Raw genomic sequence first — 12,211 nt, 5'->3', positions numbered from 1 at the left:
GCGAAGGCAGGGGGCGGTCAGCCGGCGGTCGTGCCCGCGTCCGCGCCGACGGTCGTCCCGGCGTCCGCGCCGGTGGTCGTACCCGCGTCCGCGCCCGTGCTCGTACCGGAATCCGTGCCGGTGCTCGTACCGGAATCCGTGCCGGTGCTCGTACCGGAATCCGTGCCCTCGGTCGAACCCGCGTCCGTGCCCGTGCTCGTACCGGAATCCGTGCCGGTGCTCGTACCGGAATCCGTGCCCTCGGTCGTGGACGGCGTACCGGACGGGCCGCCGTCGGTCGGGGTCTCCGGCGTGGACGGCTGGTTGTCCGTAGGGGAGTTGGACGGCCTCCAGGGCTCCTCGTTGCCGCCCGTCGACGACTCCGGCTCCTCGCTCTCCTCGCTCTCCGTCTCCGACGGCGTGGGCGAGACACTGGACTTGGTCGGGGTGGTGTCGGAGACGTTGGTGTCGTCCTTCTCCTTGTTCCCGGTGTTGGCCGCCTTGTCCAGCGCGAAGGCCACACCCGCCACGATCGCGATCACCGCGAGCGCGACGAACAGCCACACCTTGCCGCGGCCGCCGCCCTTGCCGCCGCCCTGTCCGAGCCCACCGCCGTGGTACGCCCCGTCGTCCGGGTTGCGCGGCGGCAGTATCGGCCCCTGGGAGGTGTCCCCGTGCATCGGGTGGCCCATCGCGGCCGTGGCTCCCATGCCGATCACCGCGGTGTGGCCGCTCTCGTGCAGATCGACCGGGCCGGTGTTCCACGCGCCCGTGTGGCTGCCCTGCTGCTGGATCATCTGCAGCCCGTACTGCACCAGTCCGCGCATCTCCTCGGCGCTCTGGAACCGGTCGTCCGGGTCCTTGGCGAGCGCGCGCATCGACAGGCCGTCCAGCTCCGGCGGGGCCACGTCCGAGACCTCGGACGGCGGCACCGGCATGTCCTGGACGTGCTGGTAGACGACGGAGAGCGGGGTCTCGCCGGTGAACGGCGGACGCAGCGCCAGCAGTTCGTACAGCAGACAGCCGGTCGCGTACAGGTCGGAGCGGTGGTCGACGGCCTTGCCGAGCGCCTGCTCCGGGGAGAGGTACTGCGGCGTGCCCATGACCATGCCGGTCTGGGTCATCGTCGACTGCGCGCCGTGCAGGGCGCGCGCGATGCCGAAGTCCATCACCTTCACCGCACCGCCGTTGGTGATGATGACGTTCGCGGGCTTGATGTCGCGGTGCACGATGCCGTGCTGATGCGAGTACGCGAGCGCTTCCAGCACACCGGAGACGATGATGAGCGCCTGCTCGGGCGGCGGCGCGTCGGCGCTGATGAGCAGATCGCGGATGGTGCGGCCCTCGACCAGCTCCATCACGATGTAAGGGACGGACTGGCCGCCCACGACGTCCTCGCCGGAGTCGTACACGGCCACGATGGCGTGGTGGTTGAGGCCGGCGACCGACTGCGCCTCACGCGTGAAGCGCGCCTTGGAGACGGGGTCCTCGGCGAGGTCGGCCCGGAGCAGCTTCACGGCGACGGTACGGCCGAGCCGTACGTCCTCGGCCGCGAACACCTCGGCCATGCCGCCGCGGCCCAGACGGTGGGTCAGCCGGTAGCGGCCGTCGCCGACCAGTCCGCCGACGCCCCAGGAGTCCGCAGCATCCGACACTCCTCCGCCACTTGCTTCGGGTTCGGGTGCCATCAGTCCTCGCCGTCGTATCTTGCCGCGCTGCGCATGCGCGAGCGTCCCTCGGGTGCCTTTCCACGTCACGCTACAGGCTTCTCGTGACATGCCGGTTCGAGATGGACCGGCCATAGAACCCGTTGCCGGTACGCCCATGCAAATCGCGTGCCGTTCCTGTAACGCTTACGGGACGCTTCTTGTGCGTACGGTCACGGAACGGGCACCTGGCTTGACGTGTCCGTGCCCTCGGGCAGACTTGGCCCGTAATCCGGATCACCGCTGTCACCGCTCGACGGTGCGCGTCTAGGGGGAAGCACAGTCATGAGCCAGGACGGCGCACAGAGCGGCCGCTATGCGGGCGGTTCGGTAGCGGGCGGCCGTTACCAGCTTCGCGACCTGCTCGGCGAGGGCGGTATGGCCTCCGTGTATCTCGCGTACGACAGCGCGCTGGACCGGCAGGTCGCCATCAAGACGCTACACACGGAACTCGGCCGCGAACAGTCCTTCCGTGAGCGGTTCCGTCGCGAGGCGCAGGCCGTCGCCAAGCTGTCCCACACCAATATCGTGTCGGTCTTCGACACCGGTGAGGACACGGTCACGTTCAGCGGCTCCGACGCCGGTGACGGCGGTGTGATGCCGTACATCGTCATGGAGTACGTGGAGGGCCAGCCTCTCGGATCGGTACTGCAGACCGACATCCGGCAGTTCGGCGCGATGCCCGCGGACAAGGCGCTCAAGGTGACCGCGGATGTGCTGGCGGCCCTGGAGACCAGCCATGAGGTCGGCCTGGTCCACCGGGACATCAAGCCGGGCAATGTGATGGTGACGAAGCGTGGCGTCGTCAAGGTCATGGACTTCGGTATCGCGCGCGCCATGCAGTCGGGCGTCACGTCGATGACGCAGACCGGCATGGTCGTCGGTACTCCGCAGTATCTGTCGCCGGAGCAGGCGCTGGGGCGCGGGGTCGACGCGCGCTCCGACCTGTACTCGGTCGGCATCATGCTCTTCCAGCTGCTGACGGGCCGGCTGCCGTTCGACGCGGACTCGCCGCTCGCGATCGCGTACGCGCATGTGCAGGAGGAGCCGGTCGCTCCGTCCTCCATCAACCGCGCGGTGACCCCGGCGATGGACGCGCTGGTCGGGCGGGCGCTGAAGAAGAACCCGAACGAGCGTTTCCCGAGCGCTGCCGCGATGCGCGACGAGTGCATGCGGGTCGCGAGCGCCGGCCAGCCGGGCGCGCCGGTGATCGTGCAGGGTGCGCCGACGAACAGCGGCGCGGGTGTGGGGTCCGCGGTGTTCCCGCCGGTGGACCAGTCGACTCCGGCGCCGCCCCCGCACAGCGTGCAGCAGCCGTACCAGCCGGGGCCCTACGGCCCGCCGACCACGGCCCCGAGCCCGGGTCCGGGTCCGGTTCAAGGGGCCTCGACACCTCCTCCGACCTACGGCTACCCGCAGCAGGCGCCGACCCCGGCGCCCGCCCCCGCGTACGGGACCCCGGCTCCTTCACCGGCGCCGTACAACATCTCGCCCCAGCAGCCGGTCGGTTCGGCCCGCCGCTCGGGCAACTCGCGGATGCCGCTGATCCTCGGCTCGGTCGTGGTGGCGGTCGTGGTCATCGCCAGCCTGATCGCCATCAAGGTGATCACGGGTGGCAACGACGGCGGGGGCGGCGGCACCCCGTCGCCGAGCGACTCGGCGGTGGCGGGGCACAAGGGACCCGACCTGAGCAAGACGATCGACACGGAGGCGTGCACCTCCCCCGACGAGGGCCAGGACCCGGAAAAGATCCTCGTGCCCGACTTCACGTACAAGAACGTCGCCTCGGTCAAGGAGTGCATCCAGGCCGCGGGCTGGTCGGTGAAGTCGGAGCGCCCGGTCAACGAGGCCGTGTACGGCGAGGGCTCGATCATCACGCAGTACCCGGCGGCCGACACCGAGGTCTCGGCGGACGATGTCGAGTTCACCCTGGAGGTCTCCACGGGTGACCCGGCCGAGTCTCAGTAGCTCGGCGCGTTCTTCGGAGTTCCTTCGGAGTTCCTTCGGAGTTCCTTCTGACGGCCCGGTACACGCGTGTGTGCCGGGCCGCTCGCTTGCGGGCCGCTCGCTTGCCGGGCCCTTCGCCGGGGTCGGGGGTTCGCCGGGGCCGGGTTCGCCGGGGCCGAGTGGGGCTTTTGCCCGAGATGCCGGAAATGCCCCTGCATGTGACGCTGAGTCCGACATCTCGGCGACCTGGCTCGGGAGGGGGTCATCCGGTGGCTCCGAAGCTCCGCATGCACTGCGCGACGACCATCGCGGCGTTCGCGCTGGCCGTACCCGTCGCGACGTACGCGTACGCCGGCACCCCCGCGACCTGGACCGAGGACTCCCGGGACGCCCGCGAGACGGGCCACGCCCCGGGGGCGCATGCCGAGGACTCCGGTGAGGACGACCCCGGAGACGATTCCGGACCCGCCCCGACGGGGCATGCGCCGAGGCAGACCTCACCCCCGTCACACCCGGGGAAGAGTGGCGACAGGCACGACAAACCCGGTTCGGCACAGAACGGCGACATGAAGTGGCGGCCCGGGGCCGACCGCGACGCCCCCGAGGCCGCCCCGAACGCCGCCGACAAGCCTGCCAAGAGGCCCGCCGGGAAGCCGACCCCGGAGACCTCCGCGTCCGCTTCACCGTCACTCGCCGGGCGCCAGGCGGGAGAGGGCCGCAAGCGCCCCGGCCGTACGGCCGCCCCCTCCCACAGCACGACCAGGTCGCCCGATCGGCGGCATGAGCGTGAACACCCTGACGAGCATCAGCACGATCATGAGTACGAGGCGGAGCCGACGGCGCAGCACACGGACGACGTGGACGCCGCCATGCCGCCCACCGCCCCGCCGCCCCCGGCACCCACCCCGGCCCTCACCGCCCCCGCCGCCGGCCAGGGGGCCGTGCATGCTGTCGCCGAGCCGCTCGGGCGACAGATCCCGGTACTGACACTGGGTGCCGGATGCGCCCTGATGGGACTCGGCCTCGGATACATGGGACTACGACTGCGCCGCAGCTGAGACCCCATAGGCCACACCAGGCACACCCCTCGAGGCCGTCCACCGACCCATCCGTCCCTCGTACGGCCTACACACGAAGTCCGCCTCAGGATGGTTGCCGCCCTCGGCATACCCGGTATACATACTGAGTATGTCGATTCGCCACGGCCTCCTCGCCCTCCTCGAACGCGGCCCCCGCTACGGGTCCCAGCTCCGCACGGAGTTCGAGTCCCGCACAGGAGCCACCTGGCCGCTCAACGTCGGCCAGGTCTATACGACCCTCAGCCGGCTGGAGCGCGACGGCATGGTCGTTCAGGACGGCGAGGACGGGGCCGGCCACGCGCTCTACGTCATCACGGACGCCGGGCGCGAGGAACTCAACGCCTGGTTCGAGCGGCCGGTCGACCGGACCAGCCCGGCCCGCGACGAGCTGGCGATCAAGCTCGCCATGGCGGTCGGGGCACCCACGGTCGACATCCGCAACGTCATCCAGTCCCAGCGCCGCCACACCGTGAAGGCGATGCAGGACTACACCCGGCTCAAAGCTCAGGCGCTGGAGTCCGCCCCTTCAGGACGGGACGAGATTGCCTGGCTGCTCGTACTGGAACAGCTGATCTTCCAGACCGAGGCGGAGGCCCGCTGGCTCGACCACTGCGAGGTCCGGCTCATCCGGCTCTCCACGGCGGCGGCCCGCAATCCGGAGCCTGCACCCCCACCCACCCAGGCTCCGGCTCCGGCCCACGACCGCCGGGGGCGGCGGGGCTGAGCCCCGGCTCCCCGTCCCGCCTTCCCATCCGCTCTGCGCACGTCCGCTGTGCGCACGTCCGCTCTCCGCACATCCGCTCGCGTGCGTCTTCCGCGCACGCCCAAGGGGGGACCCTCCATGTCCGACCACTCCCAGAAGTCCCGGCAGCCGGTGCTGCAACTGCAGAACCTGACCCGGGTTCACGGCAGCGGCGCCACCGAAGTACACGCCCTGCGCGGTATCGACCTCGATGTGTTCCCCGGTGAACTCGTCGCCGTCATGGGCCCGTCCGGCTCCGGCAAGTCCACGCTCCTCACGATCGCCGGCGGCCTCGACGCCCCGACCTCGGGCCGAGTGATCGTCGAGAACACCGACATCACCACCGCCGGCCGCAAGGCCCTCGCCGCCCTGCGCCGCCGCAGCATCGGATACGTCTTCCAGGACTACAACCTCATCCCGGCGCTCACTGCCGCCGAGAACGTCGCCCTGCCGCGGGAACTCGACGGCACCTCCGCCCGCAAGGCCCGCGCCGAAGCCGTCGCCGCCCTCGCCGAGATGGACCTCGGCCATCTCGCCGACCGGTTCCCGGACGAGATGTCCGGCGGCCAGCAGCAGCGGGTGGCGATCGCCCGTGCTCTCGTCGGCGACCGCCGCCTCGTCCTCGCCGACGAACCGACCGGGGCCCTGGACTCCGAGACCGGCGAGTCCGTCCTCGCCCTGCTGCGCGCCCGCTGCGACGCGGGCGCGGCGGGCATCCTCGTCACCCATGAGCCGCGCTTCGCGGCCTGGGCCGACCGGGTCGTCTTCCTGCGCGACGGCGCGGTCGTCGACCAGACCGTCCGTACCGAAGCGGACTCCCTGCTGACCGGGCAGGCGGCCGAGCGGTGAAGAACTGGTACCACTCCTGGCGTGCCGCGGTCCGCATAGCCCGCCGCGACGCCATCCGTTCCAAGGGGCGCAGCTTCCTCGTTCTGTCGATGATCGCCCTGCCGATCCTCGGGGTGAGCGCGGCCGATCTGACACTGCGCAGCGCCGAGCTCTCCACCGAGCAGACCATGGAGCGCAAGCTCGGTGCCGCAGACGCCAGCTTCACCGACCCCGGTGTGGGCGGTGCACCGATCTATCAGGACCCCAACGGCAACAACTACGCCCCGGTGGGGAACTTCGACGACAAGCCGTGGCCGACGGGCGACCAGGACGTCAAGAAGGCCTTCCCGGCAGGCACCGAGTGGCTGGAGGACTCGAACGGCGTCGGCAGGCTCCGCACGGCGCACGGCCTGCTGAACACCGAGATCCGTGAGCTCAAGGCCGCGGACCCGATGGCCGCGGGAATCATGACGCTCGTCAACGGCCGGTTCCCCAAGGGGACGGACGAGGTCGCCGCGACGACCCACTTCCTGGAGTCCAGCGGGCTGAGCGTGGGCTCGAAGCTCTCGGCGCGCGGCCTCGACCGGGAGTACACGATCGTCGGCTCGTACGAGCTGCCCAACTCGCTCGAGACCGATCAGGTCAATGCGGTCCCCGGCGCCCTGCTCACCCCGCTCGACAAGGCGCTCGCGGCGGACAAGCTGCCCGGCACCGAGAAGAGCACGAGCTATCTGGTGAGCGTTCCGGGCAGTTTCACGTGGAACATGGTCAAGGAGGCCAACGCCAAGGGTGCGACGGTGATGTCGCGGGCCGTTCAGCTCGCCCCGCCCGCCGACTCGGACGTACCGCTCTACGACCAGGACGGCTGGGGCGGCGGATACGAGGAGAGCACGGCCGCTCAGGCGGCGGCGCTCGCCGCGGTCGGCACCGTCGTCGGCCTCGCCATGCTGGAGATCTGTCTGCTGGCCGGCCCCGCCTTCGCCGTGGGCGCCCGGCGCTCGCGCCGCCAGCTCGGACTGGTCGGCGCCAATGGCGGCGACCGCCACCACATCCGTGCCATCGTCCTGGCCGGCGGTCTGGTGATCGGCTTCGCGGCGGCGGTCGTGGGCACGGTCCTCGGCCTTGTCCTGACCTTTGCCCTGCGTCCCCTGCTCGAGGATCAGATGGGTGCGCGCTTCGGCAGCTTCGACATCCGGCCACTGGAGCTGCTCGGCATCGGGCTGCTCGCGGTGATCACCGGTCTGCTGGCCGCGATCGTCCCGGCGATCACCGCCTCCCGGCAGACCGTTCTGGCCTCCCTCACGGGGCGTCGGGGCGTCCGCCGCAGCAGCAGGGTGCTTCCCGTGATCGGCCTGGTCGCGGCACTGCTCGGAGCGGCGATCGCGCTGTACGGGTCCGCCTTCTCGGACCAGTTCGTCGTCGTCGCCGGCGGAAGCGCGCTCGCCGAGCTGGGCATCGTGGCCCTCACCCCCGCGCTGGTCGGCCTCTTCGGTCGGACGGGCCGCTGGCTGCCGCTCTCGCCGCGGCTCGCGCTGCGCGACGCCGTACGCAACCGGGGCCGCACGGCTCCGGCGGTGGCCGCGGTGCTGGCCGCGGTGGCCGGAACCGTCGCCGTGGCCACGTACGCCGCGAGCACGGACGCCCAGGACGAAGCCTCCTACGAGGCGCGGCTGCCGCACGGCGCGGTCTACCTGGGACTCGACGAGGCCGGCGGCCGGGACGTCCCGGCGGCCCGGGCGGCGGTGCAGAAGTACCTGCCGGTCGATGTGCAGGCCGATGTGGACCGCATCGTCGTCGGGAACGTCAACTGCGCGCAGTACAGCGGCGGTACCGAGGACTGCGGCCGGTACGAGGTCGTCGTACCCAAGGCGCACCAGTGTCCGCTGTGGAGTTCGACCGGGAACGAGGACCCGGCCGAGAAATTCACCAAGGCCCAGCGTCGCGCGCTCGCCAAGGACTGGCGCTGCAAGGAGAACCAGGGGATGAGCACCCTGGTGGGTGGCGTGATCGTCGGTGACGCGAAGCTGCTGAAGGTGCTCGCGATCGACGACCCCGCGGCCGCGAAGGCCCTGGCGGACGGCAAGATCGTCTCCTTCGACAAGCGCAACGTCGACAAGAGCGGCTCGATCGGCATCCGTCTGATCACCGACAACGAAGCCGCCGACAAGGCGATGGAGGAGGGCAAGGATGCTCCGGGACCGGTCAAGACCTTCCCCGCTCACCAGGTCGCCGGAGACGTGAAGGCGTACGGGCTGTCGATGATCCTTCCGCCGGCCGCAGCCAAGGCCTCCGGCATCACCACCGTCCCCTTCGGGGCGTACTACTCGACCGACCGGATGCCGAGCAGCGAGCAGCGGCAGAAGCTGGACGGTGAGCTCGACAAGACCGGTGCCAATGTCGACCTCCACATCGAGGAGGGCTACACCAGTGACAGCAACATCGTGCTGCTGGCGCTCACCGTCTTCGCCGGACTGATCACCATCGGTGCGGCCGGTATCGCGACCGGGCTCGCCCAGGCCGACGCCGAGGCGGACCTGAAGACGCTGGCTGCCGTCGGCGCCCCGCCGCGGGTCCGTCGCACGCTGAGCGGCTTCCAGTGCGGTGTGGTCGCGGCGATGGGTGTGGTGCTCGGCTCGGCGGCGGGTGTGCTGCCGGCGGTCGGACTGCGACTGACCGAGCAGCGCCAGGAGATGAAGTGGTACGAGGAGGCCCTCGACTCGGGCTTCGGCGGGACCGACAGCCCGCCGAACATCCCGATCATCCTCCCCTGGGAGACCCTCGCCGCCCTGCTGATCGTCGTCCCGCTCGGCGCGGCCGTCCTGGCGGCCCTGGTCACCCGCTCCCGCGGGGCCCTGGCCCGCCGCGCGGCGACCTGAGCCCATCCGTGACGGACCTGTGCCCCCGTACCAGGGTGGATCACCCCGGTACGGGGGCACACCGTGTGGTGAACCACTTGTGCGAGAGAATGGGCGGCATGGAGATGCCGAGGAATGAACGGTCGCAGGAGAGCCCCCATGTCCTCATCGTGGGGCAGGACGGAATGGCGCTCGGCGGCGGTGACGGTGACGACGAGTCGCGCGAGGTCCCGGTGACGGAGATGGTCGAACAGCCTGCGAAGGTCATGCGCATCGGCAGCATGATCAAGCAGCTGCTGGAGGAAGTGCGGGCGGCACCTCTGGACGAGGCGAGCCGCGTCAGGCTCAAGGAGATCCACGCGAGCTCGGTGAAGGAGCTCGAGGACGGCCTCGCTCCGGAGCTCGTCGAGGAGCTGGAGCGCCTGTCGCTCCCGTTCACCGACGAGGCGGTGCCCTCGGAGGCGGAACTGCGCATCGCCCAGGCCCAGCTGGTCGGCTGGCTGGAGGGCCTGTTCCACGGTATCCAGACGGCGCTGTTCGCCCAGCAGATGGCGGCCCGCGCCCAGCTCGAACAGATGCGCCGCGCCCTCCCTGCGGGTGCCCCTCACGACGACGACAACCCCCACGGCGCGATCCGCTCGGGCCCCTACCTCTAAGGCCTGATCCAAAAGACAGGCCCTAGCGACGCCCGTACCTCCAGCGATGCAAGCGGCCGGGCCCCACTCCCCTCAGGGGAACGGGGCCCGAGGCGTTGCAGGGGGCCGTTCCCCGTTGCCCAGCGCTCAGCGATGGGTCACCCCCAGCCGTAGGTCACCCCTCAGCCGTGGGCGCGACCAGCACCACCTTGCCCACATGGGCACCCGAATCCAGCGCCCGGTGCCCCTCGGACGCCTCCGGCATCGGCACGGTGCGATCAACCACCGCCCGAACCGTCCCTGCCTCGACCAGGGGCCACACATGCTCGCGCACCGCCGCCACGATCACCGCCTTCTCGGTCAGCGGCCGCCCCCGCAACGACGTCGCCGTCACCGCCGCCCGCTTCCCCAGCAGCGCCCCGAGGTTCAGCTCGGCCTTCACGCCACCCTGCAGCCCGATCACGGCGAGACGGCCGTTGACGGCCAGCGCCCGCACATTCCGGTCCAGATACTTCGCGCCGATGATGTCGAGAATGACGTCCGCCCCGGCCCCGTCCGTCGCCTTCCGAAGCTCCTCGACGAAGTCCTGCTCGCGGTAGTCGATCAGAACGTCCGCACCCAGCTCCGCGCACCGCGCCAGCTTCTCCGCGCCGCCCGCCGTGACCGCGACCCGCGCCCCGACCGCCTTCGCCAGCTGGATCGCCATCGTGCCGATCCCGCTCGCTCCGCCGTGCACCAGCAGCGTCTCACCGGGCCGCAGATGCGCCACCATGAACACGTTGGACCAGACCGTGCAGGTCACCTCCGGCAGCGCCGCCGCCGTGACCAGGTCGACACCCTCCGGCACCGGCAACAGCTGTCCCACCGGAACGGCCACCTTCTCCGCGTATCCGCCGCCGGCCAGCAGCGCACACACCTCGTCGCCGACACGCCACCCGGAGACTCCGGGGCCGAGCGCCGCGATCCGGCCGGAGCACTCCAGCCCGGGGTACGGGGACGCGCCGGGCGGCGGTTCGTAGAAGCCTTGGCGCTGCAACAGATCCGCGCGGTTGACCGCGCTCGCGACAACGTCGACGAGGACTTCCCCCTCGCCGGGCACAGCGTCGGGCACCTCCGCCCAGACCAGCGCCTCGGGACCACCTGGTTCGGGAATCGTGATCGCATGCATGGCCGCGAGGCTACTCCGGCCGCCCTGCACACGCCGGGTGATCTTTGCCGCGCCCGCGAAGACCACGCCGCTCAGGCGCAGTTCGTACCGGGCGCGACTCGGTCCCTACGCGGCGCGTTGTCACTCCATGCGGGGCGCGACTCGGTCCCTACGCGGCGCGTTGTCACTCCATGCGGGGCGCGACTCGGTCCGTACGGGGCGCGTTGTCAGTCCGTGCCGGGCACCGGATGGCTGTTCTCCGCCCGCACGATGGTGATCAGGCGGTCCGTGAGCTGCAACGGGCTGGCCTTGGGGTCGTCGTAACCCAGCAGCCGGTGCCCGCGTAGCACGCTCACCACCAGGTCGTCCGTCTCCCGGACGCTTCTGCCGACCTCGCTCTTTATCACTGGCCGTTCGACCAGATCGAGCCCGCTGCCCTGCTGGATCAGGTCCTCCATCACAGTGCCCGCGTACGGGCTCAGCACGGACAGCCCGAGCAGCCTGCCCGCCGCGCTGGCGCTGGTGATCACCGCGTCGGCACCGGACTGGCGCAGCAGAGGCGCGTTCTCCTCCTCGCGCACCGCTGCGACGATCTTCGCTCCCCGGTTGAGCTGCCGCGCGGTCAGCGCGACCAGGACCGCCGTGTCATCGCGCTGGGTGGCGATGACGATCTGGCGCGCCTTCTGCAGCTCGGCACGGATCAGCACATCACTGCGGGTCGCATCGCCGACGACCCCCGCGAACCCATCCGCGTTGGCCGCCTCGATGACCTTTGAACTCGGATCCACTACGACGACCTGCTCCTTCTTCAGACCCGTCGCGCACAGGGTCTGAAGCGCGGAACGTCCCTTCGTACCGAAGCCGATGACTACGGTGTGGTCACGCAAAGTGGCCCTCCAGCGGCTCAGCCGCCACTCCTCCCGGGTCCGCTCGGTGAGGACCTCGAGAGTGGTGCCGACCAGGATGATCAGGAACAGCACACGCAGCGGCGTCACCAGCAGCACATTGGCCAGCCGGGCGCTGTCGCTGTGCGGGACGATGTCGCCGTAACCCGTGGTGGAGAGAGTGACGGTCGCGTAGTAGAGGGAGTCGAGGAAGTCGACTCGCCCGTCGGCGTTGTCGTGGTAGCCGCCGCGGTCGAGCCAGACGATGAACACCGTGAGCACCAGCACGAACAGCGCCATCAGCAGGCGCTTGCCCACCTGACGCAGGGGGCGCTCGACGACGCGGCGCGGCATATTGACGCGCGCAGCGGCCAGCTGTTCGTCGGCATTCCGGGCCATGACGTCATGA

Annotated in this window: 9 protein-coding genes; 6 read left to right on the top strand and 3 right to left on the bottom strand. The window is 70.7% G+C overall.

Features of this window, described 5'->3' with window-relative positions:
• Positions 1 to 17: 17 nt before the first annotated feature.
• Entirely contained in the window at positions 18 to 1,667 is a 1,650-nt protein-coding gene (locus tag ACZ6ZQ_RS11020) for a protein kinase domain-containing protein (protein ID WP_469768218.1), read from the bottom strand.
• A 303-nt stretch (positions 1,668 to 1,970) separates the two neighbouring features.
• Between ACZ6ZQ_RS11020 and ACZ6ZQ_RS11015 the strand changes: the two genes are divergently transcribed.
• From ACZ6ZQ_RS11015 to ACZ6ZQ_RS10990, 6 genes are all read left to right on the top strand, one after another.
• The gene (locus ACZ6ZQ_RS11015) at positions 1,971 to 3,653 is read left to right on the top strand and encodes a protein kinase domain-containing protein (protein WP_469768217.1); all 1,683 of its coding nucleotides are present in this window, start codon (positions 1,971 to 1,973) and stop codon (positions 3,651 to 3,653) included.
• A 248-nt stretch (positions 3,654 to 3,901) separates the two neighbouring features.
• Complete coding sequence (locus ACZ6ZQ_RS11010) at positions 3,902 to 4,690, top strand: hypothetical protein (protein WP_469768216.1); 789 nt, start codon at positions 3,902 to 3,904, stop codon at positions 4,688 to 4,690.
• Positions 4,691 to 4,820: 130 nt separating this feature from the next.
• Positions 4,821 to 5,435 carry a PadR family transcriptional regulator gene (locus ACZ6ZQ_RS11005; protein WP_469768215.1) on the top strand — a complete coding sequence of 205 codons (615 nt, stop codon included), beginning with the start codon at positions 4,821 to 4,823 and terminating at the stop codon, positions 5,433 to 5,435.
• Between the two features lie 117 nt (positions 5,436 to 5,552).
• A complete protein-coding gene (locus tag ACZ6ZQ_RS11000) occupies positions 5,553 to 6,302 on the top strand; it encodes an ABC transporter ATP-binding protein (protein ID WP_469768214.1) in 750 nt (249 codons plus the stop codon).
• Positions 6,299 to 9,157 (top strand): ABC transporter permease, encoded by a 2,859-nt coding sequence (locus ACZ6ZQ_RS10995; protein ID WP_469768213.1) that lies wholly within the window; start codon positions 6,299 to 6,301, stop codon positions 9,155 to 9,157. The genes ACZ6ZQ_RS11000 and ACZ6ZQ_RS10995 overlap by 4 nt, the downstream gene beginning before the upstream one ends.
• Before the next feature lie 98 nt (positions 9,158 to 9,255).
• Entirely contained in the window at positions 9,256 to 9,792 is a 537-nt protein-coding gene (locus ACZ6ZQ_RS10990) for a bacterial proteasome activator family protein (protein WP_469768212.1), read from the top strand.
• Positions 9,793 to 9,946: 154 nt separating this feature from the next.
• On the opposite strand, the gene ACZ6ZQ_RS10985 is transcribed toward ACZ6ZQ_RS10990, so the two are convergent.
• Together ACZ6ZQ_RS10985 and ACZ6ZQ_RS10980 are read right to left on the bottom strand one after the other, a co-directional pair.
• On the bottom strand, positions 9,947 to 10,939 hold the full coding sequence (locus tag ACZ6ZQ_RS10985; RefSeq protein ID WP_469768211.1) for an NAD(P)H-quinone oxidoreductase: 993 nt from the start codon (positions 10,937 to 10,939) through the stop codon (positions 9,947 to 9,949).
• Between the two features lie 206 nt (positions 10,940 to 11,145).
• Positions 11,146 to 12,201: a potassium channel family protein gene (locus ACZ6ZQ_RS10980; RefSeq protein WP_469768210.1), complete on the bottom strand. Its 1,056-nt coding sequence runs from the start codon at positions 12,199 to 12,201 to the stop codon at positions 11,146 to 11,148.
• Positions 12,202 to 12,211 lie beyond the last annotated feature (10 nt).

Source organism: Streptomyces sp. NPDC053673 (assembly GCF_055585225.1).
Note: the sequence above shows the minus strand (reverse complement) of the source record. Positions and strands in the feature narration are given on the sequence as shown.

What these genes read in the sequence shown, in the direction of transcription:
- ACZ6ZQ_RS11020 (WP_469768218.1), bottom strand. Translation starts at nt 1,667, where the DNA reads ATGGCACCCGAACCCGAAGCAAGTGGCGGAGGAGTGTCGGATGCTGCG.
- ACZ6ZQ_RS11015 (WP_469768217.1), top strand. Translation starts at nt 1,971, where the DNA reads ATGAGCCAGGACGGCGCACAGAGCGGCCGCTATGCGGGCGGTTCGGTA.
- ACZ6ZQ_RS11005 (WP_469768215.1), top strand. Translation starts at nt 4,821, where the DNA reads ATGTCGATTCGCCACGGCCTCCTCGCCCTCCTCGAACGCGGCCCCCGC.
- ACZ6ZQ_RS11000 (WP_469768214.1), top strand. Translation starts at nt 5,553, where the DNA reads ATGTCCGACCACTCCCAGAAGTCCCGGCAGCCGGTGCTGCAACTGCAG.
- ACZ6ZQ_RS10990 (WP_469768212.1), top strand. Translation starts at nt 9,256, where the DNA reads ATGGAGATGCCGAGGAATGAACGGTCGCAGGAGAGCCCCCATGTCCTC.
- ACZ6ZQ_RS10985 (WP_469768211.1), bottom strand. Translation starts at nt 10,939, where the DNA reads ATGCATGCGATCACGATTCCCGAACCAGGTGGTCCCGAGGCGCTGGTC.
- ACZ6ZQ_RS10980 (WP_469768210.1), bottom strand. Translation starts at nt 12,201, where the DNA reads ATGGCCCGGAATGCCGACGAACAGCTGGCCGCTGCGCGCGTCAATATG.